Annotated in this window: 24 protein-coding genes; 8 read left to right on the top strand and 16 right to left on the bottom strand. The window is 58.0% G+C overall.

Annotation, left to right across the window (positions count from 1 at the left end; genetic code table 11):
- Positions 1-29 precede the first annotated feature (29 nt).
- Genes ROLI_RS08975 through ROLI_RS08960 form a run of 4 tightly spaced genes read left to right on the top strand, consistent with a single transcriptional unit; the run spans position 30 to position 3,837 of the window.
- Entirely contained in the window at positions 30-1,085 is a 1,056-nt protein-coding gene (locus tag ROLI_RS08975) for an ABC transporter ATP-binding protein (protein WP_187429895.1), read from the top strand.
- The gene (locus ROLI_RS08970; RefSeq protein ID WP_187429894.1) at positions 1,082-1,984 is read left to right on the top strand and encodes an ABC transporter permease; all 903 of its coding nucleotides are present in this window, start codon (positions 1,082-1,084) and stop codon (positions 1,982-1,984) included. Before ROLI_RS08975 ends, ROLI_RS08970 begins: the two co-directional genes overlap by 4 nt.
- On the top strand, positions 1,977-2,783 hold the full coding sequence (locus ROLI_RS08965) for an ABC transporter permease (RefSeq protein WP_187429893.1): 807 nt from the start codon (positions 1,977-1,979) through the stop codon (positions 2,781-2,783). Before ROLI_RS08970 ends, ROLI_RS08965 begins: the two co-directional genes overlap by 8 nt.
- Positions 2,784-2,811: 28 nt before the next feature.
- Positions 2,812-3,837, top strand: coding sequence for an extracellular solute-binding protein (locus ROLI_RS08960; protein WP_187429892.1), 1,026 nt, complete (start codon positions 2,812-2,814; stop codon positions 3,835-3,837).
- 114 nt (positions 3,838-3,951) lie between these two features.
- Here the strand turns inward: ROLI_RS08960 and ROLI_RS08955 are convergent, their stop codons facing one another.
- Both ROLI_RS08955 and ROLI_RS08950 read right to left on the bottom strand, forming a co-directional pair.
- Positions 3,952-4,611, bottom strand: a complete 660-nt coding sequence (locus ROLI_RS08955) for a hypothetical protein (protein WP_187429891.1) — start codon at positions 4,609-4,611, stop codon at positions 3,952-3,954.
- Between the two features lie 217 nt (positions 4,612-4,828).
- Entirely contained in the window at positions 4,829-5,860 is a 1,032-nt protein-coding gene (locus ROLI_RS08950) for a histone deacetylase family protein (RefSeq protein ID WP_187429890.1), read from the bottom strand.
- A gap of 46 nt (positions 5,861-5,906) precedes the next feature.
- Here ROLI_RS08950 and ROLI_RS08945 point away from each other — a divergent pair, with 46 nt between their 5' ends.
- The 4 genes from ROLI_RS08945 to ROLI_RS08930 all read left to right on the top strand — a co-directional run bounded on the left by ROLI_RS08945 (position 5,907) and on the right by ROLI_RS08930 (position 9,064).
- A complete protein-coding gene (locus tag ROLI_RS08945) occupies positions 5,907-6,080 on the top strand; it encodes a hypothetical protein (protein ID WP_187429889.1) in 174 nt (57 codons plus the stop codon).
- Between the two features lie 147 nt (positions 6,081-6,227).
- Positions 6,228-6,968 carry an AraC family transcriptional regulator gene (locus ROLI_RS08940; RefSeq protein WP_187429888.1) on the top strand — a complete coding sequence of 247 codons (741 nt, stop codon included), beginning with the start codon at positions 6,228-6,230 and terminating at the stop codon, positions 6,966-6,968.
- An 83-nt stretch (positions 6,969-7,051) separates the two neighbouring features.
- Positions 7,052-7,432, top strand: coding sequence for a VOC family protein (locus ROLI_RS08935; RefSeq protein WP_187429887.1), 381 nt, complete (start codon positions 7,052-7,054; stop codon positions 7,430-7,432).
- Positions 7,433-7,588: 156 nt separating this feature from the next.
- A complete protein-coding gene (locus tag ROLI_RS08930; RefSeq protein ID WP_187429886.1) occupies positions 7,589-9,064 on the top strand; it encodes an alpha/beta hydrolase in 1,476 nt (491 codons plus the stop codon).
- Between the two features lie 6 nt (positions 9,065-9,070).
- Here ROLI_RS08930 and ROLI_RS08925 read toward each other — a convergent pair whose 3' ends face one another.
- From ROLI_RS08925 to ROLI_RS08860, 14 genes are all read right to left on the bottom strand, one after another.
- The gene (locus ROLI_RS08925; RefSeq protein ID WP_187429885.1) at positions 9,071-12,010 is read right to left on the bottom strand and encodes a P-loop NTPase fold protein; all 2,940 of its coding nucleotides are present in this window, start codon (positions 12,008-12,010) and stop codon (positions 9,071-9,073) included.
- Complete coding sequence (locus ROLI_RS08920) at positions 12,007-13,140, bottom strand: hypothetical protein (protein ID WP_187429884.1); 1,134 nt, start codon at positions 13,138-13,140, stop codon at positions 12,007-12,009. The genes ROLI_RS08925 and ROLI_RS08920 overlap by 4 nt, the downstream gene beginning before the upstream one ends.
- Positions 13,137-14,054 (bottom strand): hypothetical protein, encoded by a 918-nt coding sequence (locus ROLI_RS08915; RefSeq protein ID WP_187429883.1) that lies wholly within the window; start codon positions 14,052-14,054, stop codon positions 13,137-13,139. The genes ROLI_RS08920 and ROLI_RS08915 overlap by 4 nt, the downstream gene beginning before the upstream one ends.
- A 146-nt stretch (positions 14,055-14,200) precedes the next feature.
- Positions 14,201-15,211 (bottom strand): sn-glycerol-3-phosphate ABC transporter ATP-binding protein UgpC, encoded by a 1,011-nt coding sequence (gene ugpC, locus ROLI_RS08910; RefSeq protein WP_187429882.1) that lies wholly within the window; start codon positions 15,209-15,211, stop codon positions 14,201-14,203.
- Between the two features lie 3 nt (positions 15,212-15,214).
- Positions 15,215-16,051: a sn-glycerol-3-phosphate ABC transporter permease UgpE gene (ugpE, locus tag ROLI_RS08905; protein ID WP_187429943.1), complete on the bottom strand. Its 837-nt coding sequence runs from the start codon at positions 16,049-16,051 to the stop codon at positions 15,215-15,217.
- Between the two features lie 17 nt (positions 16,052-16,068).
- Positions 16,069-16,950, bottom strand: coding sequence for a sn-glycerol-3-phosphate ABC transporter permease UgpA (gene ugpA / locus ROLI_RS08900; protein ID WP_187429881.1), 882 nt, complete (start codon positions 16,948-16,950; stop codon positions 16,069-16,071).
- A 44-nt stretch (positions 16,951-16,994) separates the two neighbouring features.
- Positions 16,995-18,299 (bottom strand): sn-glycerol-3-phosphate ABC transporter substrate-binding protein UgpB, encoded by a 1,305-nt coding sequence (gene ugpB, locus ROLI_RS08895; RefSeq protein WP_187429880.1) that lies wholly within the window; start codon positions 18,297-18,299, stop codon positions 16,995-16,997.
- A 370-nt stretch (positions 18,300-18,669) separates the two neighbouring features.
- On the bottom strand, positions 18,670-19,479 hold the full coding sequence (locus ROLI_RS08890; RefSeq protein WP_187429879.1) for an inositol monophosphatase: 810 nt from the start codon (positions 19,477-19,479) through the stop codon (positions 18,670-18,672).
- Entirely contained in the window at positions 19,476-20,255 is a 780-nt protein-coding gene (locus ROLI_RS08885) for a phosphodiesterase (RefSeq protein ID WP_187429942.1), read from the bottom strand. The genes ROLI_RS08890 and ROLI_RS08885 overlap by 4 nt, the downstream gene beginning before the upstream one ends.
- 43 nt (positions 20,256-20,298) lie before the next feature.
- Entirely contained in the window at positions 20,299-21,111 is an 813-nt protein-coding gene (locus ROLI_RS08880; protein ID WP_187429878.1) for a carbohydrate ABC transporter permease, read from the bottom strand.
- Positions 21,108-21,983, bottom strand: a complete 876-nt coding sequence (locus tag ROLI_RS08875; protein ID WP_187429877.1) for a carbohydrate ABC transporter permease — start codon at positions 21,981-21,983, stop codon at positions 21,108-21,110. Before ROLI_RS08875 ends, ROLI_RS08880 begins: the two co-directional genes overlap by 4 nt.
- 73 nt (positions 21,984-22,056) lie before the next feature.
- Positions 22,057-23,343, bottom strand: coding sequence for an ABC transporter substrate-binding protein (locus ROLI_RS08870; protein ID WP_187429876.1), 1,287 nt, complete (start codon positions 23,341-23,343; stop codon positions 22,057-22,059).
- A gap of 53 nt (positions 23,344-23,396) precedes the next feature.
- Complete coding sequence (locus ROLI_RS08865; protein ID WP_187429875.1) at positions 23,397-24,458, bottom strand: ABC transporter ATP-binding protein; 1,062 nt, start codon at positions 24,456-24,458, stop codon at positions 23,397-23,399.
- Positions 24,455-25,255, bottom strand: a complete 801-nt coding sequence (locus ROLI_RS08860; RefSeq protein ID WP_262386491.1) for a DeoR/GlpR family DNA-binding transcription regulator — start codon at positions 25,253-25,255, stop codon at positions 24,455-24,457. Before ROLI_RS08860 ends, ROLI_RS08865 begins: the two co-directional genes overlap by 4 nt.
- Positions 25,256-25,371: the final 116 nt, after the last annotated feature.

The raw sequence follows: 25,371 nt of genomic DNA, 5'->3' as shown, positions 1-25,371 counted from the left end.
GCAGAATAGCATCGGATGGGGGATGAGATTTGAGTACAGGTATCGCAATTGACGCGCGTAATGTCGGCAAGGTCTATGGTGCGGGCGCGACTGCCGTGACCGCCCTGGGGGATGTCTCCATCTCTATCAAAAAAGGCGAATTCTTTACCCTCCTGGGTCCATCCGGGTGCGGCAAGACTACCCTCCTGCGCTGCATCGCCGGGTTTGAAACGCCAACATCAGGCGCGATTCACCTCTCCGGGCAGGACATCACTTACACGCCGCCCAACCAGCGCCCGGTCAATACCGTGTTTCAATCCTATGCGCTGTTTCCTCACCTCAGCGTTGCACAGAATGTCGGCTTTGGGCTTAAAATGCTTGGCAAACCGGCCGCTGAGGTTGCAAGGGCGGTGGCGCGTGTGCTGGGCTTGGTGAAGCTGGAAGACTTTGCCGACCGCCTGCCCGCCCAATTGTCAGGTGGCCAACAGCAACGTGTCGCGCTTGCACGCGCTTTGGCCCCCGAGCCGCAGGTTCTTTTGCTGGACGAGCCGCTCTCCGCGCTGGATCTCAAGCTGCGCAAGGAGATGCAGAGCGAACTCAAACGCCTGCAAACTGAAACCGGCATCACCTTCATTTTTGTCACCCATGATCAGGAAGAGGCGCTGACCATGTCCGACCGCATCGGTGTAATGTCCGCAGGCGCGCTGTTACAGGTCGGCACACCACATGATATCTATGAGCACCCCGTGAACCGGTTTGTCGCGGATTTCATTGGCGAGACGAATTTCTTGACCGGGCAGGTCGCGCAAGGCCGCGTGCGCATTGCCACCGGTGACGCGCTGGATGTGACGCTGGACGGGCAAGAGGGGACAGTGACCTTGGCGGTCCGGCCCGAACAGATCCGCGTGGGCCCTGCTGGCACTGGCCTGCCCGCCCGCATTGTCGAGACAACCTATCTGGGCACCGATACGCATTACACGCTGGCCTTGAGCGAGGGCAGCCAGGTGGTGGCCCGCGTGCAATCCAATGCGGGCCATTCCTTCGCCGTGGGCGATGCGGTTGGCGTCATCATAGATGCGCAATCCGTGCAGGTTCTGGCCGCATGAGCACCAAGACCCCCGGTCGCAGCAAGGGGCTGAACGGGTGGCTATTGTCCACCCCGGCGCTGGTGCTGCTTGTGCTGGCGGCCAGCGGTCCATTGATCATCGTGGCCATCTACTCGGTGCTGGAAAAGGGCGATTATTCCGGCGTGCGCTGGATTCTGTCAGGGGATGGCTGGTTCGGCGTGCTGTTTCAACGTGACATCTTTGATCAGACCGTCAGCCTCGCAGATGCCAACCTGACGATCTTCTGGCGCTCGGTCAAACTCTCGATCATGACGACGCTGATTACCTTCGCCTTTGGTCTGCCCACGGCGTGGTTCATCGCCACGAGGCCCCCCAAAGCCCGCGCTTTCTGGCTGTTCCTGATCACCATCCCTTTCTGGACGAACCTGTTGATCCGCACTTTCGCGATCATGGAGGTGATCCGCAATCAAGGCATCCTGAACACCGCCCTGATCCACTTTGGGCTTATATCCGAGCCAATCCAGATCCTTTATACCGACACGGCGGTACTGATCGGGATGACCTATGTTTATCTGCCGCTGATGGTGCTGCCGCTCTATGCGGCTATCGACCGGTTTGATTTCAAGCTGATCGAGGCGGGCTATGATCTTTATGCCACGCGCTGGCAGGTGCTGCGCGGGGTGATCCTGCCAATCATCAAGCCCGGCATCATCGCGGGCAGCATCCTCGTCTTCATCCCCAGTCTCGGGGCCTATGTCACGCCGCGCGTGCTGGGGGGCGGCAAGAATATGATGATCGGCAATTTCATCGAACTCCAATTCGGTCAGGGCCAGAACTGGCCTCTGGGGGCGGCGCTTTCCACCGTACTTTTGCTGATCGTGCTGGTCTCGCTGGTGGTCTACACCAAAGCCTCCACGCGTGAGGGTCCGCATGGCTAAACCCCGCGCCTTTGACGTCACCACCCTGCCCGGCTTCACTTTTGTCGCGATCCTCGCCTTTGTGCTGCTCTATGCGCCCATCGTGACGCTGGTGATCTATTCCTTCAACGGCGGCAATTCAGTCAACCAATGGGGTGGTTTTTCGCTGCAATGGTACGCTGTGGCCTGGCAGAACGAGGCGGTGCAGGACGCCACCGCGCGCTCGCTGATCATCGCGCTTTGGGCCTCGGTGATCTCTACGGCACTCGCCACCATGGCCGCCCTTGGCACAACGCGCCGGGGCCGCTTCAAGGGGCAAACGGTGATCTATGTGATCATCAACCAACCGCTCATGGTGCCCGAAATCGTCACAGCCGTGGCGCTGTTGATCTTCTTTTCTTCCGTAAAAATCGCCACCGGCTATACCGGGCTTGGCTACCTGATCCTTGCCCATTCTGCCTTTTGCATCCCCTTTGCCTATCTGCCGATCAGGGCGCGGCTGGAGGGGATGGATACCGCGATGGAAACCGCCGCCGCCGATCTTTATGCCACGCCCTGGCAGACGTTCCGCTATATCACTCTGCCCTTGCTGTTGCCCGGCGTGATTGCGGGCGCAATGCTTGCCTTTATCATCTCGCTGGATAACGTCATCATCACCGAGTTTGTAAAATCTGCCGGGCAAGATACCCTGCCCACCTATATGCTCGGCCAGTTGCGCCGCGCACTGACGCCTGAGGTCAATGCCATTTCAACCGCCCTTCTGGCGTTGACGGTGGTGATCCTCACAGGTTTTGTTTTCGTTACCAAAAAGCGGGATTAACCCGTATTCATCAATAGTGGAGATCCAGATGAAGACCTACCTTATTGCGACAACCGCCCTGTTGGGCAGCACCTTCGGAGCCTATGCCGAAGGGCAATTGAACCTGTTCAACTGGGGCAATTACACCAGCCCCGAGATGATCGAGAAGTTCACCGCTGAGACCGGGATCGAGGTCACGATCACCGATTATGACAGCAACACAACCGCCCTCACCAAGGTCGAAGCGGGTGGATCGGGCTATGATCTGGTGGTGCCCTCTGGGAACTATGTACCGGTTTTCGCCCGAAAGGGGCTGATCGTGGAGCTGGACCATTCCCGCATACCAAATATCGGCAATATTGCCCCGCAGTGGATGAACGTGGAATGGGACGAAGGGCGCACATATTCCGTGCCGTGGCAGTGGGGATCGGTCGGGATCGCGGTCAATACCAGCGTTTACAGCGGTGATGTAAACACCTCCGAGCTGTTCCTGAACCCACCGCCCGAGCTCGAAGGCAAAATCAACGTCGTGCCCGAAATGACGGATGTTCTGAACATGGCGATCTTCAATGTGGGCGGTGAGGCCTGTACCGAAGACCTCGACGTGCTGCGCCAGGTGCGCGACAAGATGATGGCGGCCAAGCCCAAGTGGCTGTCGATGGATTACGGCACCACCGACAAGCTCTCCACGGGTGATTATGCGGCTTCGGTCAACTGGAACGGCTCGACCATGCGCGCGCGGATCAACAACCCCGATGTGGTCTATGGCTACCCGGTTGAGGGCTATCCGCTGTTCATGGATTCGGTGGCCTTGCTGGCGGATGCACAGAACGTCGATGAGGCGTATCAGTTCATCAACTTCATCCTGGAGCCAGAGAACGCCGCGATGATTTCAGCCTTCGCGCGCTATGCCAATGGCGTGGCCGGCTCGGAAGAATTCATGCCCGAGGACATGAAAACCGCCCCCGAGATCGTCACACCCGCGGAATTTGCAGCCGCCGGACAATTCCTGCCGACCTGCCCGCAATCCGCGACCGATCTCTATACGGCGATCTGGACGGAACTGTTGAAATAATTTGCTGCTGCGGGGCTATGACATGGCCCCGCACGTGCGTCATGTCTGATGGTTCCACGCTCAAACGCGCGGGCGGCAAACAGACATCTGCGGTTGCGCCACAAAAGAGATAATTCAGCCGGATTGTGCAGTCGAGCGCCGACGAACTCCGAAGATCTGTCCGTTCCAGGCGATCATGATCAGTGACGACATCAAAAAGGCCGAAGCCGGCAAAGGCACCGCTGAGGGCGGATTAACGGATTGGATACCGGTTGACTTGGTTGTCGCATTTCTGTCGACAACAAATTGCAGATATCCGGTCACCTGCCCATCGGCCACGTTGAGTGATGCCTCATTCGGTCCCTTCACCATGAAAACGTTAATTTTGGACAAGTCATTGGTCACTGAGAGAGATATCAAATCGCCAAGATCATACTGTTCTATCAAATCAAAGGACGTGCATGGTAGCGATATGGTTAAGGAACAGTCCAAACCGCCGTTGTAATGGATCCCAAGCATCGTTGCTTTGGTAATAATATCCGGGCTTCCAGTGGTGGCACCATGACCGGTGCTCGGAAATCCTGAGGGATTATATGTTACTTCACCATCACCATCGCTATCGGTACCTTCAAAATCAAACTGCAGTTTGGAATAGGCCGTCAGGCTCGGCGCATATCCAATGCCGGTCAGTTCTTCATACTCTGAGTAGTAGGTTTTGGAAAAACTGATCGTTGTGGCTTGTGCTGGGAACGTGGCCAAAACCAGTGCTTTGAAAATCAGGCAAAATCGTAACATCACATCGCTCCTTACGTGTCTGCCTGATTATACCTACAAATGATTGAATAAATCTAGATAGCAACAACCCAAAAGGGAATTTGTTTTCCAGACCTGTGACAAACGCCCGCGCGTGAATGATGCGCCCCTGTTGCGCAGCACACACGCGCATGGCAGGGGTACAAGGGTTCTCGACCTTCGCAGGATCTATCCGATAAGACATGGCGAAAAGACCCGCTCATGCATCCTGCAAACCCTCCAGCACATTGACCGTGTTGATGCCCACAGCCTCGATGGCATAGCCCCCTTCCATACAGACCACCGTGGGCAATTTCATACCTCCAATGCGCCGCCCCGCGTCCGTGAAATCATTGCTTTCCAGACGGAAGAAGCTTATCGGGTCTTCCTTGTAGGCATCCACGCCAAGCGAGAGCACCAGCGCCTCGGCCCCCCAGTCGGTGATCTTGGCAATCGCATCGTCCAGCGCGGCACCCCACGTCGCATAATCCGTCCCCGGCGGCATCGGGTAGTTCAGGTTCAGCCCCTCCCCGGCCCCAGCCCCCTTTTCATCGCCATATCCCAGATAATAGGGATAGGCGTCCTGCGGCGCGCCGTGCAGGGAGGCAAACATCACATCCGACCGGTCATAAAACAGCGATTGCGTACCATTGCCGTGATGAAAATCAATGTCGAGTACGGCCACACGCCCGGCCCCGGCATCCGTAAACATCTGTGCAACGACGGCGGCGTTATTGATGAAGCAATAGCCGCCATATTGATCCGCTGTGGCGTGATGTCCGGGCGGGCGGCAGAGCGCAAAGGCATGATCCGCCCCGCCCGCCACAAGCCGCTGCGCGCTCTGCGCACAGGCCACCGACGAGAGCGCCGCGCGCCATGTGCCTTGGGTGATCGCCGTCTCGGAGGCATGGCAGTAATAACCGACCTTACCGTCGATATTGTTGGGAATGCGGTCCATATGCATCCCGCGCGCCGGAACATTGGCGGCGATAATTTCGCCCGCCATGCCTTCGGCTTTCCACGCCGCCCAGGCCGTTTCCAGAAATTCGAGATATCCTAGATCAAGCAGCGCCTGCACCGGTGTCATATCGACCGCTTGTGGCGCGACAATGTCGGTCAGCCCGCGTTCCTTGAGCCGGTTCAGCACGTATTCAACCCGCGAAGGCCGCTCAAAAGGTGTCACGAATTGCCCGCCCGAGAGTTCCGCCTGTGGAAAGTGAAGCCTGTGGTCTTCGCTATGAATGATACGCATCTATGTGACGCTCCCTTTGAATGGATGTGCTGCAGTACCGCGTCACATGCGCGAAACGACAGGTGCACTCTATTTTCAAGCACCATCCCTTGCCAAGTCCGAAACCTATGGGCGCGTGCAGGTCGCGACATTATTGGGTGCGGGGTCGGTTGCGCCGCCCGATGATCCGCGCGTCCTTGCCGGCAGCCCGTGCAATAGCGGCTCGAACGTCCGTTTCTGAGGCCTTGGTTTAAAACAATCGCCCGGTTTCAAGATTTATCAGCTCAGATCTCAAAAAAACCATATGACTTGAATGCGCTATGTCCTAGGAGGAGACGCGATCTGGGAAACGATCGCGCCTCACGTCAGCAAACGGACATCGCAACACATGTATGACCCCAAGGGAAACAGCACCGAAAAAGCCGTTCAGCCCGTGCAGTTTGGCGAATTTGAACCGCCCCGACATCTGCGCGCCATTGTGCATCGTTTCCTGGACCTCAAGACCGAGGGCGTGTTGGAGCAAGATTATCGCTTTCACGCCCTGCCGGACGCCTGCACCTATCTGGTGTTCGATCAGCGTGATCCAAATATCGCCGGGGTGACGAAACTGCGCGCCTCCTCTGACGAATTGAACCTGGGCCGGGAATTTCATTATATGAACATCCGGTTTTTGCCAGGCGTCTGGCAAAGCCAATCCGCGCCGGTTGGGTATGGCATGGTCAACAGCGCCTATACCGGGGATCTGCCGCTGATCGCGACCAACCGCATGCTTTGCAAAACCGATATCACCGGTGCGCAACCAATTTTATCCGACCTAGTGGATCAAATGGTTGCGCGCGGGCTGGTGATCGCCAACCCGGTGACCGAAAAGATTTTTGAACATATGGAAGAGATTTATTCCGTGGCGGATATGGCCGAAGTGGCCAGGTTGTCGACGCGCCAACTCCAGCGCACCTTGAAACGGACAACCGGGTTTAGCCCGCATGATTTCCTCAAGATCCTGCGCTTGCAACAGGCGCTCAAGGGCGAGCCATCCCTGTCTTATGCCGATCAGTCGCATTTCATTCATTCGTTCCGAAAGGCGACCGGCTACACGCCGGGGCGTTATTCACGCAAATTCGATGTCTGAAATGCAGTGTCCGAAATCTACAATACAGGCCCCCGCGGCCTTGATAGGAAAGGGACATGATCGACATTAAAAAGGAATGAGACATGTCAAAGATGAATGCAGTAGGTTGGTTCGACATCCACGTAGACGACCTGGACCGCGCCGTGGCTTTTTACGAAACAGTGCTGGCGTGCAAGCTTGAGCGCATGGAAGATCCAACGGGCGAGACACAAATGATGAGCTTTCCGGGCGATATGAGCGCCTATGGTGCCGCCGGTGCCTTGAGCAAATCCGAACACGGGCGTCCCGGAGTTGGGGGCACCACGATCTATTTCTCTGTGCAAAACTGTGCTGTCGAAGAAGCGCGCGTGGCAGAGGCAGGCGGAACCGTGATCCGACCCAAATTCTCAATCGGCGCATTTGGTTGGGTCACACTGTGCCAGGATACGGAGGGGAATATAATTGGCCTGAATTCCTTGCAATAGGCCCTTCGGGAGATACCATTAAACGGTCGCCTGTGGGGTCCACATCCCGTGACATACGCAGCCAAGAACATCGATGCCCTGCTCCCCGCTCAAGGAGGCAGGGCATCGCCCGTCATAACACCCCACGCACCAGCGCCAGAAAGAGCCCCGCCCGAAATGCAACGCAAAATCCGGTCATATCCGCGCCGACGCTTGTATGTGGTGAACGCGCTCATCGCCGCTCTTGTGATTATCATATCCGTTGCCGTCCTGGAAACCGCGCGGATCGGGGTGCAGATTTCAAGCTTTGAGATCGATGCAACACCGGTCACGCATTACACCACGGGGCCCGGTCCCATGGTCGTTCTGGCGCATGGTTTTGCGGGTTCGCAACAGATGATGCAGGGGTATGCCTTGCCACTGGCGCGGGCGGGTTACAATGTTTTTGCCTTCGAATTCATGGGGCATGGACGCCACAGCCAGCCCATGTCGGGGGATGTCAGCGCCATAGAGGGCACCACGCGGTTGCTTGTGGCGCAAACACAACGGGTCATCGACGCCGTGACCAACGACAATGGCAAAACCGTCCTCATTGGTCATTCGATGGCAACCGATATTCTCGTGCGCGCCGCCGCAGAGCGCGACGATATCGGGCCGATGGTTTTGATCTCGGCGTTTTCACAGGAAATCACCGCCACCAAGCCGCTCAACCTCCTGCTGGTCAGCGGGGCCTGGGAGGCGGGCTTGCGCGGTTTTGGCCTGGAGGCGGTTCAGATGATCACGCCTGACGCTTCTGAGGGCGAAACACTGTCCAAAGATGGTATTACGCGCCGCGCTGTTGCGGCCCCGTTCAACGAACATGTCTCGGTGCTGCAAAGCCGTGTGGCGCGCCGCGAAACGCTGATCTGGCTCGATGGGTATTTCAACCGCCAATCTGACGTGCGCATCCTGCCAACGGGGTGGGCGATCCTTGGCCTGCTGGGCGGGCTGGTCGCGCTTTTTTATAACATGATCTCCTTTCTGCCCGCCCGCGAGCCTGTCGCCCTGCCCCCGAGCCGCCTGCAAATGGTCATCACGCTGGGTGCCCCGGTGCTGGTGGCCCCCCTCCTCGCCGTTCCGTTAAAACCCAGTTTCCTGCCGGTGCTGGTTGCGGATTATCTGATGCTGCATCTGCTGATCTTTGGTGTAATCCAATTGGGTTTGCTGCGCTTTTGGCGCGCCACTTTAGGGCGCGGCCCCTTTGGTGGGCTTGCCATGCTGCTCGCCTTCTGCGCGATTTTTGCCTTTGCGCTGGATCGCTACGCTGCCAATTTCATGCCGACGTCCGAACGCCTCTGGATCATCGCGATCATCTTACTGGGCACCCTCCCCTATATGGTCGCGGACACCGTCCTGAGCACGCAGGCCTCCCTGCTCCGGCGCGCCTGCCTGAGAGGCGGGTTCCTTGTGTCACTGGCCATCGCCGTGTTTCTGGATTTTGAGGGTTTGTTCTTCCTGATCATGATTGCGCCGGTCCTGTTGCTGTTTTACGCGGTTTTCGGCACCATCGGGCGCAGCGCGGCGGCAAAATCGGGACCTTTGCCCTGTGGCATGGCCCTGGGTTTCGTCTTGGCATGGGCGCTCGGCGTCAGTTTTCCGCTGTTTCAGCCCTGAACCCCTTCAGGCCCGGTCGGTAACAAAGCTAAACCGCGCGACCAGACCACTGTATTCGGCGAGATCCGCCCAGTCGCCCTCCGCGTCCTCAAAGGTCCTCAGAACATGCAAAAGCCGCTCGCGTCCCGCAGAGGCCTCCAATTGACCGGCCCAGTTGAGCAATTCCATCGGAGCGGTGGCAATCTGGCGCGTCACAGCCTGAAAAGGGTCCAGACCATCGATCTGATCGATCTGGCCGACCTGTAAAGCGAGCAAGGCCAGCACGGGTTTATATCCGCTTTGAAGCATCTTCTTGCGCTGTCCGGGCGGCAGGCTGGCCTTGATCAGCCGATAGGAGCTGACAAACCGCAAAGATCTGCGCGGGGAGCCATCAAGCCCCCCGGCCAGCGCCTTGACGAATTCTCTTTCCTCATCGCTGAATTCCAGACGTACCGGGGCAAGTGGATCGGACGTCTGTGCCGGTTCATGTGTTGTCGGGGTTTCGGTTTCCGTCTCCAGCGGCGCATGGGGTGTTTCGACATCCGGTGCCGGCTCGGCCATCTGCACAGATGCATCGAGGTCCGATTCGGGCTCCCGCAACGGCCCTCCCCGCATCAAATCGGACAGTAAATCTTGCGTGTTTGTGGCTGTCATCGGGCGCACCCAATAGGGTATCTGGAAAATCTTCTCCAGGTAATCCCCCGGCGTGGCTGTTCCAGCGGCGGTGGCGGTTTCATCCTCATCCAGAAATTGCGGATAAGCCTGCGCCAATGCCGCCTGCAACCACCGCACATCCACCGCCACAAAGACGACAAACAACGGATAGGCCAGCAGCAGGTGGATCGCCTGCAACACCATCACGACCTGATCCGCAGGGCAGCGATCCAGATCATCAATATAAAGAACGATCCGTTCGAAAACCGGGGGTTCGGCACCCGCTTCAAGCGGCGCATAGGTCGCACGCAGCCGCTCTTCTTCCGGACCCTCAAGCAGCCCCTCCTTTTGCGCCGCCGCGATGAGGTCTTTGACGCGGGTTTCATGCTGTTTGCGGCGTTCTTCGGAGCCGTGGGGCGGGGATTTACGGCTCATCAACAGGCTCAATTCATCAAAATCACGCCGGATTTCCGCGATAAAGCTCAATTGACGGCGATAATCGCCTGCGCTGACACGGTCGCGCACGAATTTGAGAATACGCCCTTTGCCCTCCTGGCTGAGATATTCCAGTCGCGCCGCATCCAATGCCGCTTCTTTCTCACGCAACTTCTCGACGGCACTGGCTTCTGCCTGTCGTGCCGCTTCCAACTCGGCGCGCGCAAGGTCCTGGGCGCGTTGTTGTTTTGCACTTTCACGCGCCATGGCCTCCTTGACCTTGACATGGACCGCGCTGAGGTGCCCATGCGCTTTTCTCAGGCCCCGCGTTACGCTGCTCAGGAACAGAACCGCCGGGGCGATAATCCCCGCCACGATCCCCGCCGCCGGAGAGGTTGCCGTCCCCGCAAGCGCCGCTGTCAGCACAATCGGTAACAGCAAAATCCCTGCGACCAGCGCAATGCCCCAAAGGGGTCTGCTGCCGATAAAATGCAACCACGCGCGGCTGGATTGCGGACCCTTATCGGCCGTGTAAAGCTCCATTGCCTTGCGCATGTCATCGACGCCTTCGGGCAACTCCTGGGACAACCCCAGATCACGCGCCGCCTTTTTGGCCGCAGGGGTAACATCGCTCTCGAGCACCTCATCCCAAGCGGCCTTCATCCACAGTTTGGGATCATCCGCAATCTGTTCCTGCTTATGCTCCAGCGCCGCCTGTGCCGTGGACAGTTCCGCCTCTGCCTCACGCTTGGCGCGCCGTCGCTCCACCAGGTCCTGCGCCGCACTCAGCGTCCAGTCCCGCGCGCTGTCGAGTTGCTCAAACATCCGGTCGGACGTGTCACCCTGGCTATGGGCCTTGGCCCAGGCGTCGAGTTTGGTGAGGATATGATCCACCAGAGAGGCCCAGAGGTTGGTTTCCGCATAGTGCCAGGCATTGAAACGTATCTGCACCACGTGATCCAGAAACCGCTCTTCGGTGTCGCCGTCCTGTGTCTTTTGCGCCGCAACGCAGCGTCGTTCAATCGCATCATGCACAAGGCGCATGAAGAAAGATTTACCCGTCCCCCAATTGCCAAAAACGCCCACGGCCAGAGGCGGATCAAGGTCGCGCCAGCAGATCATCGAAGCAAAGGCCTCCGCCTCCAGCGTGGCCCCGGAGCGATCAATCACATCGCCCGCCCAAGGATCGTCATTGCCCGGCGTGGCCACCTCCTCGGCGCGACGCGGACGGATGTCGAGGGCAAGAGCTGAGGGTAGGGCTTCGTCAATAAATTCTTGCCAAACGTCCGGGTCTTCGCCCGGCTCCATGTCTTTGAGGCAAAAATCGGCAATGGATTGCGCCAGAACCATGGGATCAGTCCCGCCTTCTGCCATCTTCCGGAGAGAGTCGAAACCGTCCACCTCTCCCAGAAGTGCACCAATCAAGACATGGCGCAATCCGATATAGGCGTCTTTGCCACCTGTCGCGCTGCGCAATTCAATGGCGCCGCGCAACAATTCGGCCATTTCTTGCGTGCCGCGCGCACGCGCCCATGTATACCGGCTAAAGTCCTCTTGCTCCTTACCAGTCACAAATTCATTTTGTCGGTTAAAGATAGATGCGGCACCGTTCCCCGTGACGCCATCACTACGCGCCACCGCCGCCAAAAATCCAAACACACTCCAGCGACTTGAACTATAGCCGCTGAAGTTGCCAGATTTCATGTTTTCAAGACTGCGGCGACGAATACTCTCATCCAGCGAATATCGTTTGGGCTGCTCACTCACTTCACTAGCATCCAACGCCGCGCGCAAGGAGGGCGAAAACAGCCGCTTGCGGATCAACCCTTCGTCATCACCTTCCATCAAATCCTGAACCGGCGTCTCTGGCTCTTTCATGGCGTGACCCTGCCTTGTTGTTGTATCAAATCCTCAAGCGGCGCGGCAAAAGCATGGGTGGGCATTTGATCCGCAAACCACGCCATGACGTCGCGCATCAGGAAGCCCAGGGACAGCGATGCATCAGTTCCCCCCAAAACCGCATAGGCCCCCCGCCCGCCATCATAGATCAAAATACCCGCCAGCACGAAAATCGCCTGCCTGTCGACGGGATGTCGGCAGTCGCTCAGAAGCGAGGGGTTGGCCAGACAGCCAAAAAACAAATCGGCCACGCTGCGCCAGCTTTCGCGGTGATACGCGTTCGGGGCTGCCCGGCTCATTTGCACAAATCCACCAATCGGCAGGGCCGACAACAGATCCAAGGCATCCTGGTTGCCACCGTAGCCCATTGGAAATTTGAGCCAAGGGCCGGGAGAAGAATCCGACAGGTCTTCAAATGGGTTGTCTTGTCCCAAACGCCGCCGGACCGCATCAAGTGCACCGACCGATTGCGACCAGTTGGCACGATCACGGCGCGCAAAAGGCGGCTCTGTTTTCACCAACACCTTTGCCACATGAAGCAAGGCCACCTCCAAAAGAAGCCCCGCTTCGTGACCCAATTCGCTGACATCGCGGTGCCATGACGCCTCAAACGTCATGGCCGCTGATATCGCACCCGATTGCACGCCCCCCTGGCGCTCAAGGTCCGCGATCCGCGCCTGATACAGCTCACCGAAACGCGCAAGGTTGTTTTGAATGTCGCTTTCCCCTTCGCTCAGCGTTGTCGGCTCGATATCAGCAGGTGGCGCGCCTTCTGGCCCCGCGGGCGGCGTCGGTCCAAGCCCCGCAGCACCATCCCCGCCGCCCCCCGACAGATAAAGCCGCCTGACAAATTCAACCAACGCGTCAAGCGTGGGAAAACCAACCTCACTCTCCCCATCCAGCGAAAACCCCAGCTGAAAGGAGCGCGTAGCGGCGGCCAGTCCGATCGCACGAGAGCCCACCGGTTCGGGCTGAAAATCAGGGGCCGCAATGCGCCAGGACCGGGATTGCCCGCTCAGCGATGGGGCCAATAAATCCGCGCCGCGCGTACTGGCAAAGGCAAGACCACCGTCACCATCAAGCGCATCTATGAAAAAGAGCGCCGTCATGCGCGGCTCCGACCAGTTGCGGTAACGACACGGCATCGCATACCTGAACGTTGTGCCAAAGCCTGCACCGCCCGTCGGCGATGGCGCCACAGGAGGTCACAGACCGAAGACACAGGCCCCCGCGTCAGAGCATCCGCGATATGCCCCTGCTTGGCCACGTCCTGCGCCGACAGCCGGATTTCATGAACATCCGCGGGCGTAAAACCCGCCGCAAGCACCACCTCGATGTAATCCTCATCCTCCAGAAGCCGGTCCGATATCTGACCGGTGGTCAAGCGCCTCTCGCTCGGTGGCGCATGCTGGAGCAGCTTTACCACCGCCATATCTGGTACATCCTGCGACCAAAGCCCCGCCCATTCACGCACGCGTCGAACCGCGCGTTTATGGGTCCGGGTACGATCCCCCGGCACATATAAATTTGCGACAACCGGCGCGACCGTCAGATCGTAACTGTTGCGAAGCAAAGTCAACGTATTCTGGGGCACCGCAGCCGTTTTCAACACCAGACAGATGTCCCCGAAATACGCCATGCCGGTGCCGTTTAGCTCCATGGCACCGTAATGGGCATTCTGCGCGCTCAGGGTGCCGGGTGCGATATCGGCGAGCACATCATCCACACGGTCGCGAATGGTAGACCCCTTCAGAGGTTGCCCCACGACACGCGCCGCCGCCCGGCGGTTCAGATAGGCACCGCGCCCCGGCTTGCCAGACTGCACATCCAGAAAGGCCAAGGCGTTTTTGGCCGAGATGTTGAACACCACACGCATACCCTGTTCGGGGTCCGCCACGGTCCGATGCGGTCCCTGGCCTGCGAGCGTGTCGCGGATCACCTCAATATTGGCTATTCGGTATCTATCCGCCTCATCCTTGACCCGAATTGGGAGGATTGCCCGCGCGCGGTTCGGCCAGCTCATATCTCTGCCCACCTTGAAAGTTATTTACCTTAATAAGGGTCAAGCATAGGCGCTTATGCGAAAAATAGAAGGTTTTTGACGCTGATCCGATCCAAAACGTAGTTTTGATATGCGTTGGCAGGGTTATAACACTGCTCGGGTCGGGCTCAGTCGCAACGCCGACCTGCGGCATCAAAGAGCATCTCATCTGCATCCGACCAGCTCAGACCAACCGCAGCTCCTTCTTGCGGCAAGGCATCGGATGCGGGTTGGCGCACCGTGACCATTGCGCCATCGGGCAGTTTCACATGGACAAGCGTTTCCGCCCCCAGCGCCTCACTATAGAGCACAACGCCGCTCACGCGCGGATTGATCGTGGCGATGTTCATATGCTCCGGGCGCACACCCAATGTCCCGGACCCAGGTTGGCGCGCCTGTGCAAGATCAGCCGCCATGAAATTCGTCGGCGGCGAGCCGATGAAACCGGCGACAAATTCGGTCGCAGGGTTGGCATAGACCTCAAGCGGTGCACCGATCTGATCCGCGACACCGCCGTTCATCACGATCATCCGGTCCGCCAGCGTCATCGCCTCCACCTGATCATGTGTCACATAAAGCGAGGTGACACCGAGGCGGCGCTGAAGCTGTTTGATCTCCAAACGCATCTGCACGCGCAGTTTCGCATCCAGATTGGACAGCGGTTCGTCAAAGAGAAACACCGAAGGTTTGCGCACAATCGCCCGCCCCATCGCCACCCGTTGACGCTGACCGCCTGATAATTCACGCGGACGCCGTGTGAGGTAGGGTTCCAGTTGCAGCAGTTTGGCGGCCGTATCGACACGCTGCGCAATTTCGCTTTTGGGGGTCCCGGCGATTTTCAGGCCATATGCCATATTGTCAAAAACCGACATATGCGGATAAAGCGCGTAGTTCTGAAACACCATGGCGATGTCGCGGTCCATGGGTTCCAGATCATTGACCCGCGCCCCGTCAATATGCACCGCGCCGGATGTCACCGTCTCGAGACCCGCGACCATACGCAGGAGTGTGGATTTACCACAGCCAGATGGCCCGACGATCACGATGAATTCACCGTCCTTGATGTCGATGTCGATGCCGTGGATCACATCGGTTTTGCCGAAGGTTTTCTTAACATCTTTGAGGCTGACTGTGGCCATGGGTTATTTCTCGCTATCGACAAGGCCGCGCACGAACAGGCGCTGCATGGAGACCACAACGATCACCGGAGGGATCATCGCGAGGATCGAGGTGGCCATGATGACCGGCCAGTCGGCGGTGTCATCCCCCGAGGGAAACATCTGTTTGATGCCCATCACGATGGTGTTCATCGACGGATCCGTGGTGATCAGCAGCGGCCAGAGGTATTGGTTCCACCCGTAAATGAACAGGATCACAAAGAGTGCTGCGATATTCGTGCGGCTCATCGGCAGCAGGATGTCCCAGAAAAACCGCATCGGTTTGGCCCCGTCCACACGGGCGGCTTCGGCCAGTTCATCCGGCACGGTCATGAAGAACTGGCGAAACAGGAAGGTGGCGGTGGCGGAGGCGATCAGCGGGAAGATGAGACCCGAATAACTGTTGAGCATACCAAAGCCCGCAACGACCTCATAGGTTGGCACGATACGCACCTCGACCGGCAACATCAGCGTCAGGAAGATCAGCCAGAAGAATGTTTTGCGCCCCGGAAATTTGAAATAGACGATGGCAAAGGCCGAGAGCAGCGAGATCACGATTTTGCCCAGAGCAATGCCCATCGCCATGATCAGAGAATTGAACATCATCCAGGCCACGGGCGCGTTGATCCCCGAAAACAGCGCACGTTTGTAGTTTTCCAGGAACTGGTCGCCGGGTAGCAGCGGCATGGGTGGGCGTACAATTTCAGCTTGCGTCACGGTGGAGGCGACAAAAGCCAGCCAGATCGGAAAGAACACGAAGAGCAAGCCGATGATCAGCCCCAGATGGGTGAGCCAGAGCCCCGCGCCGCGTTTTTCGACCATGCCTGTACGATCCGCCATCAGTAGTGCACCCGGCGTTCAATGAATTTGAATTGTACGATGGTGAGCAGCCCGACGATGAAGAGCAACACCACCGATTGCGCCGCCGAGGAACCCAGGTCCTGCCCCACAAAGCCATCCGAGAAGACCTTATAGACAAGGATGGTCGTGGTTTGCTGCGGCCCGCCCCCGGTGATCGTATGGATCACGCCGAAGGTTTCAAAGAAGGCGTAGACGATATTCACAACCAGCAAAAAGAAGGTGGTGGGCGAGAGCAGCGGAAACACAATTGTGCGGAACCGGGTCCAGAAACGCGCGCCATCAATGGCCGCCGCCTCGATCACCGATTTCGGGATCGCCTGGAGCCCGGCGAGAAAGAACAGGAAGTTATAGCTGATCCGCCCCCAGGCGGAGGCGACAACCACGAGGCCCATCGCCTCTTCGCCGTTGAGCACATGGTTCCAATCATAGCCCAGAAGGCCGAGATACCAGGTGACCACGCCGACGCGCGTGTTGAACATGAACAGCCAGAGCACGCCAGCAACAGCCGGGGCCACGGCGTAGGGCCAAATCAACAGCGTGCGATAGACGCCGGAGCCCTTTATCAACCGATCCGCCAGCACGGCAAGATAGAGCGCGATGCCCATCGACACCACGGTGACTAGAATGGAAAACACCGCCGTCGTTACAAAAGACGCGCGGTAAAACGGATCGCCAAAGAGATATTCGAAATTGCCCAGCCCCACATATTGCATGGACAAACCGAAGGGGTCGGGGATGAAGAGCGACTGCCAAATCGCCTGGCCTGCGGGGTAAAAGAAAAACACAGCCGTGATTGTGATCTGCGGCAGGACCAGCAGCAGCGGCAACCAGATGCCTTTGAAAGTAACGCGTTTTTCCATGGTATGAACGGCGCGCCCCAGCGGATGCGGCGCGCGCCTATGCCTTAGCGGTTGGCTTGCTCAAAGCGGCGCAGCAGGGCGTTGCCGCGCTCGGCTGCACTGTCGAGCGCCGTTTGTGCGTCCTTGTCACCGGCCCAGACGGCTTCGAGTTCCTCATCGATGATCCCGCGGATCTGGTCAAAGGAGCCCAAACGCAGGCCCTTGGAATTATCCGTCGGGGCCTTGGCGGTCATCTGAATCACGGCGACATCTGTGCCGGGGTTGGCTTCATAAAACCCCTGCTCACGGGTCAGCGTGGCGGCGTCATTGGTGATCGGCAAATAGCCCGTATCCTGATGCCATTTGGCCTGAATTTCAGCGGAAGAGAGGAAGTTCAGGAATTCGGCCACGCCCTTATATTCTGCATCCGATTGCCCTTCCATGACCCACAAGGAGGCCCCACCAATAATGGTGTTTTGCGGCTCGGCAGCCACGGCGGACCAATAGGGCAAGGGGCGCACGTCAAATTCGAATTCGGCCTCGGATTTGATACCCGCATAGCCCGCAGAGCTTTCGGTAAAGAGCGCGCATTCGCCAGCACGGAAATTCGCGCCACCCTCATTGCGACGCCCCGCGTAGATGAATTTGCCATCCTGCGCCCATTGCCCCATCGCGCCGATATGCGCAACCTGTGCCGGACCATTCAGCGCCAATTCGGTGTCCACGCCGCCAAAACCATTGGCCTTGGTCGCAAAAGGCGTGTCGTGATAGGCAGAGAAGTTTTCCAGGTGAATCCAGCTTTGCCAGGCGGTCGTGAGCGGGCAAGTGTTGCCTGCGTCTTTGAGCTGGCTCAGCACTTCGCCGACCTGTTCCCATGTCGAGAGATCCACATCCGGGTCGATATTTGCCGCCGAAAGCGCGTCGCGGTTGACCCATAAAACCGGCGTGGAGGAGTTAAACGGCAGGGACAGCATTTGGCCGTCGCTGGAAGTATAATAGCCTTTGACCGACCCGATATAGGCATCCTGGTCAAATGTCGCGCCTGCGTCTTCCATGACCTGATAGACGGGTTTGACCGCACCGGATGCTGCCATCATCGTGGCCGTGCCGACCTCAAAGACCATGAGGATATCAGGCTGCTCGCCCGCGCGGAAAGCCGCGATCCCGGCATTCAGCGTTTCGGAATAATTGCCCTTGTGGGACGCCGTAACAACATAATCGGATTGGGATGCGTTGAATGTCGTGACCTGTTCGGCCACCAATTCGCCCAACCGCCCGGTAAAGGCATGCCAGAATTCGATTTCGGTCTGCGCCATGACGGGTCCGGCCAACACGATGGCACAGGCGCTGGAAAGTAATGTATGTTTCATGATCGTTTATCCTCCTGAGTGTCGATCACTGCCTAGGGGCAGCATTTTTCATTTTTGTGACACTCAAGCGAGGATGGCCGAAGAATACAACCGAATATATAGAAAACTTTGAAATTCACAGGTAGCGCTCCGGCGATCCAAGCAAGGCTGGGAAAACACCACCATATGCGCGGTTGATTTCTGCGGGGCCTTAAAGCCTGGATCAACACGATTTTGGCTGGGCTTTGCACTGCACGGTTGAGTGATGCTCAAACCGCCCGATCAACCAGGGCAGCGATCATGTTCAAACGCCAAGTGCATGGTGGGAAATGGGCAAGCAAGGAATGAGCGGCATATATTTTCTGTTCAAATACAGCCGGTTACGACACGATCATTTAAGATCCAGCGTCGTGCCGAAAGGTACAATTGGAGCGACGGCCTTCAGAAACTCGGGCGTCCCGCAGGCAAAGCGCAATTTATCATTGAGGTCAAATTGCGTCCAATCCAGCGTAGTTTGAATGCCGATTTGTTCCAAGATCGGCACGGGCCCCATCACATCCCAGGAGGATTCGCCCATCCCCAAATACCCATCAACCTGTCCCAACGCGACTTCGATCATCGACAGCGCCGCCGAGCCACAACAACGAAACGACATCTGCGCCTCTTCCAGCACAAAGCGCAAGGTCTCCAGCCGCTGATCAACCGGGACCATCGGATGAAACCCCACACCACAGGAGGCCTGCCCCGGCTTCATGCCCTTGCGCTGCGCAATCGCGGCACCGTTGAGCGTGCTGGGGATGCCCTTGCCACCCAAAAGGGTCTGTTTACGCAGCGGCACATGGATCACGCCAAAGGTTGGAACGCCACCCTCGTAAAGGCCGATCAAAATCGCCCATTGATCCCCCCCGCGCACGAAATTGAACGTACCATCAATCGGATCAATCACCCAGGTGCGTCCCGAACGCCCCGGTCGCGCGGCACCTTCTTCGCCGAAGACACCATCCTCCGGAAAAGCCGCGACAAGGGCTTGCGTGACAAAGGCCTCAACCTCCTTATCGGCGGCGGTGACCAGATCGAGGTGACCCTTGGCCTCCACCGGAACGGTGCTGAGTTTGTGAAAATGCGACAGGGCCAGTTTGCCCGCCTCCAGCACAATCCGTTCGATGGTTTGAATACAGTCGTTTGTTACAGCTTGGGTCACAGGGGTACGCACCTTTTGTGAATTGTCATGGTTTGCTGCGGATCAAGGCGCAGGATGAAATAGGCATAGGGCTCGCTGACCGCCCCCGGCTCGGGCGCCTCGGGGCGCAAATCAAGCGCGTGCTGGAACGCGGGGCTTCCGGCGACCTGACAGAAGGCCCCGTGCCAGATCGCCTGAAAGGGTCGGTGGATGTGCCCGGCAAAGATGTAAAGCGGTGCCTCATACGCGGCCACAAGGCCCGCAAACGCCTCTCGACCGTCGCGCAAGGCCATGGCGTCCAACGGCGCGCAGCCCGAAGGGAAGGGCGGATGATGCATGAGGATCATTGTTGGGGTGGTCGCGGCGTGATCAAGGTTGTCTTTCAGCCAGCCCAGTTGCGCGGGGTCAAGTGCACCATGGACATGACCCTCCACCAGCGTGTCGAGCGCCAGGATGCGCAGATCCCCGAGTTGGGTCGCGTAGTTAAGATGAGGCCCCGGCCCAAGCGGCAACACATCCTGAAACGCGGCGCGCAGCCCGGCGCGGGTGTCATGATTGCCCGGCACCACAAACACCGGCATGTCCAACGGCGCAAGGATGTCCTTGAGGAGCGCGTAGTCATCACCCGACCCGCCATCGGTCAGATCGCCGGTGAAAAGCACCGCATCCAGAGTTGGTTGGTGGTCAGCGATATCCGCGATGACCTTGCGCGCCGCATCAGCCGCATCCGCGCGCACGAGGGAAGTTTCGGGCGCGTCGGCAAAGACGTGGAAATCTGAGATATGGGCGATCAGCATTGTCTTATCCATAGGGCATTATTTGACGCCACGCGCATGAAATTCACTTAATCCCTGCGCGCATGAAATTCGCGACAAACTGGCGTTGGAATATCACAAAAGCAATAATCAGCGGGGCCGTGGTCATCAGCGTTGCCGCATTGACCAGGGACCATTCGACACCGCTCTCCACCGTGGCAAAGACACTCAGACCCACAGTCACAGGGCGCACTTCGGGCGAATTCGTGACGATCAACGGCCACAGAAAATTGTTCCAATGAAAGCTGATCGAGACGAGCCCATAAGCCAAATACACCGGTTTGGCCAGCGGGACATAGATGTTCCAAAGCACCCGCCAGGCACCGGCCCCTTCGATCTGGGCCGCCTCATCCAGCGACACAGGCACCGTCATAAATGTCTGGCGCAGCAGGAAAATGCCGAAAGCCGAAGTCAGATAGGGCAGCGCGATGCCGAGGATCGTGTCGATCATCCCGATCCGCGACAGGGTCAGGTAATTCTCCACGATCAGGATTTCGGGCGAGATCAGAAGTTGCACCATGATCAGCGCAAAAAGATACCCCGACCACCGAAACCGGTAGCGCACAAAGGCATAGGCCACCAGCGTGCAGAGGATCAGATTGGCCGCCAGAACGATGCTGATCAGGATGAACGTATTGAGGAAATAGAGCGCGAAGGGTGCTGCCTGCCATGCTTCAACGAAATTTTCCAAAGTGAGCGGTGCGTTCCAGACGAAATTGGCCGAATAGATTTCATCGTGAAAGGCGGTCCATACGGAGTAGAGAAAGGGCAAGCCCCAGATGGCCGCAAAAACCAACCCGAATGTGGTCCATAGGATTCTGTCGAGGCCTTTTGTCATTGGTAATGCGCCTTTCTGTTGAGCACCCAATATTGCACGGCCGCCAAGATCCCCAGCAGGCAGACCATCAACACCGTGAGCGTCGCGCCATAGGCAAAATCACGCTGGGAAAACGTAACCTCATAGATGTAATAAAGCAGCAAGGCACTGGAATTATTCGGCCCGCCCCGCGTCATGACGATCACATGATCCACCAGACGAAAGGCATTGATCAGCGCGTTGACGGCCACAAAGATGGTCGTGGGGCGCAAAAGCGGCATCACCACATCGAAAAAGACGCGCACCGGCCCCGCGCCTTCAAGCCGGGCGGCGTCCTTGAGGGTGGTAGGCACCGCTTGAAGGGCGGCGAGATAGAAGATCATGAAGAGCCCCGCCTCTTTCCAGACCGCCACGAACATCATGGAGAGCAGCGAGGTTTCGGTGCTGCCCAGGAAATTGATCGGCGGCAGGCCGAAAAGACCGAGGATCTGGGAGGCCAGGCCAATGCCGGGCGCATAGAAAAACAGCCAGATATTGGCCACGGCGATCATCGGCAACATGGTGGGCATAAAAAACGACAGGCGCATCAGCGAGGTGCCGGGGAGTTTCGCATTGACCAATAGCGCCATGCCAATCGCTAGCCCGATGGCCAGCGGGATCGTCCCCAATGCATAAAGCGTGCTGTTGAGCATCACCTGCATCAGGCGGTCGTCTTCCAGAAGCGTCTGGTAATTCTCGACGCCGACGAACTTTGAGGGGCGTCGTGAACTGGCGTTGTTCCAGAAGGAATTCATCAGCGCGCGCGCGGCCGGATAATGGGTAAAGGCCACCAGCAAAACGCAGGGAAAAACCAGCAAGATCAGGCCAAGCCCGAGTGGCAATCGCTTGTTCACAAATCCGTCCCTCTCTGGTTTGACTGATGCCCCGCGCGCGTCATATCACGCGCAGGGCCGCACGCTGTGTCGCTCAGCGGTAGTCTTTCAGCACGTCATCGGCACCTTCCTGCGCCGCCTTGAGGGCGTCAGCCGGCTCGGCATTGCCGGTCACAACGCTTTCAATGGCCTCCACCAGATATTGCGTCACCTTGGCGCGCTGGAACGTGGCGAACTCGCGCTCGGCATATTGCAACTGATCAAGCGCGACCAGAGCCTGCGGCAATCGCTCGGCATAGGCTTTCATCTCAGGCGTTTCCCAGGCATCCGCGCGCGGTGCGACATAGCCCGTGGCAATGCTCCATTTGGCGGCGTTTTCAGGCGATGTCATGAACTTGATAAAGTCCAATGCGGCTTCGCGCTCCTCCCCGGTGGTGTCCTTGAAGATGTAGAAATTACCGCCCCCAATAGGCGCACCCGGTCCGTCACCCCCCGGCAGAAAACCAACGCCCCAGTCAAAGGTTGCGTTCTCCTCGACAAAGGCCAGATTACCCGTGGAGGTCCACATGGACGCGGTCTGCCCTTCCAGGAATGCCTTGGGCGTATCGCCCCAGGAAATACCGCCAGGTGCCATGACCCCCTCCTTTGACAGATCGAGCAGGAATTCAAGCGAAGCCTGCGTCGCCGGTGTGTCAATCCGCGCCTCAATACCCGTTTCGGTGGTCAAAACATCGCCCTTGGACACAACCAAACCGCCAAACAACCATGCGCCGCCAAGACCAAGCGTTGGGATGCGCGTCCCCCATTGGGTGACATTGCCATTGTCATCCTTGAGGGTCAGTTTCTTGCCCATATCAATCATTTCATCCCATGTCGTGGGCGGGGCCTCCGGGTCCAGACCGGCAGCGCGGAACGCATCCTTGTTGTAATAGTAAACCGGCGTTGAGCGCTGGAAGGGGATCGCGTAGGTCTTGCCCTCAAACTCGGCATCCTTCATGAAACCATCATAAAACCCGTCGATCCACGCCTGATCTTCAGGCGTATTGGCGATATCTGAAATCGCGACGATCACGTCCTCCTCCACCAGGGTAAACAGATCGATGGACAATAACACCGCGACTTGCGGGGGTTGTCCTGCGTTGGCGGCGGTCAGGGCCTTTGTGGTGGTTTCCTCGTAGTTCCCGGCATAGACGGCCTTAACGCTGTGCTGTGGGTTCTGCGCGGCCCATTCATCCGTCAGCGCCTGAATGGTTTCAACCGCCGGTGCATTCACGCCGACCGGAAAGTAGAACTCCAGATCAGCTGCTGAAAGAGCGGTTGCGCTGAGGCTGAACAAAGCCGCCGTGCAGCAAGAGGCTGCGAAGTTTGTGGTGATCGTCATTTGGGTCTCCTCCCCGATTGAGTGATCTTGTTTCGGCACGTCGCCGATTAGGTTTACCTGTTCGAAATGCGTTGCCCCGACGCTTTGGAAAAAAGATGCGCGGCATCATTGGCCCATCCGACATCGAGTTCCTGTCCCGGTTCAGGCTCATCGGCACCGTGATGCGCCACAATGAAGGGCGCACCAGATTGTGACTGTAAATGCACCAGAAAAACGCTGCCCTCATATTCCACGCTGGCAACCTTACAGGGCACGCGAAAATCCGCGCCCTGCCCGTCCAACGTCATGGCTTCCGGGCGCACGCCGACCAGGACATCCCTTTGCTCTCCCGTCGCGTCATCTGCCACCCATCCCGGCAAGGCCACATCCGAGGCCGCCAACAGGTTCATCGGTGGCGTCCCAATGAAGCTCGCGGCAAAGGTGTTGGCTGGCCGATCATAGAGATCTTTGGGCGTGCCGATTTGAACCGCATTGCCATCGCTCATCAACACAACCTTATCCGACATGGACAGGGCCTCGCTCTGATCGTGGGTTACATAGACGACAGTGATACCCAGCCGTTTGTTGAGCGAGCGAATTTCGCTGCGAATTTCGACGCGCAGTTTGGCGTCAAGATTGGACAGCGGTTCATCCATCAACACCAGCGGGCGCTCTGAGACGAGAACACGGGCCAAGGCCACGCGTTGTTGCTGCCCGCCGGAAAGCTGCGCAGGCTTGCGATCCAGCAGCTTACTCAAAGCCATCAACTCCGCCACCCGCTTTAGGGAAGCTATTTGCGTGGCCTTCGGGATTTTGCGGACCTTGAGGCCATAAATGATGTTTTCCGCCACGCTCATATGCGGAAACAAGGCGTAGTTCTGAAACACCATGCCCAGGTTGCGCTCGGCGGCGGGCTTGGCCGTGACATCCTGCCCGGCGATCAAAATCTGGCCATCTGATACGTCCTCAAGTCCGGAGATCAGCTTGAGCGCCGTGCTCTTGCCACATCCCGACGGCCCCAACAACGTCAGAAACCCCCCGGCCTGAATGTCAAAATCAACCCCCATCAACACATCCGTCGCACCCCAGCTTTTACGCAGGTTGCAAACTTCTAGCGACACACCAGGCGCGCTCATGCGAGCACCAGGTCAAGATCGGTTTCGCGCAGCACATCAAGGCTGTCCTGGCCGAGTTCACGATTGGTGATGACGCCTGATATCTGCGAAAATGTGGCCGTGCGCATGAAGGCGCTCGACCTGAATTTACTGGCGTCGGCAATGACGTAGTTTTTGCGCGAAATACTCATGACTTCCTTCTGGACCTGGCTGTAGGCCTCGCTGGCGACACTGATGGATCTGCTCTCAAGGTCGATGGCCGAACAGCAGATGAAAGCGACATCAAAGGACAGCGCGCGCAGGGCGGCGACCGCTAAAGAGCCTGCAAATGAATCATTGATCGGCTCATAAGAGCCCCCGATCAGATAGAATTTGTCGATCGCCAGCGACTGGAGCGTATTGGCGATCCCGAGCGAGGTTGTCACATAGGTGCAGGCAGGTTTGCGGGCCGCCTCCACCGCCACGGCATGGGCCGTGGTGCCCGCATCCAGAAACACCACCTCATCGCCGCGCAGCAGGTTGATCGCGGCCCGCCCGATCCGTCGTTTTTCATCTGCACCGATTGATTTGCGCTGCTCATTGGGAAGATCCACCAGAACACTGGAGGTCTTGATGGCACCGCCATGGGTACGCGCGATGCGCCCCCCCTCCTCCAGCGTTTGCAGATCTCGCCGCATCGTCGCATCCGACACCCCGAAATGATCGCAAAGCTCGCGCAATGTCATGGCACCCCGCGCGACCACCTGCTCGGCAATTCTGCGCCGCCTGACGGCGGCCAATTCGGTGTTTTCGGAGGGTTTCATAAGGGTGGCGCTCATTTCAGGATTCGGTCCAATCAAGTATTTCGCTCACAAGCAGTCACTATCGTTCGTACTCGCTCATGTTCAATCAGGCAAGATATTTTTCATTTTGCACATGCCACAATAGGAATAAG

This window comes from Roseobacter fucihabitans (assembly GCF_014337925.2).
Classification (GTDB): Bacteria; Pseudomonadota; Alphaproteobacteria; order Rhodobacterales; family Rhodobacteraceae; genus Roseobacter; species Roseobacter fucihabitans.
This window is presented reverse-complemented; position numbering and strand designations above follow the sequence as displayed.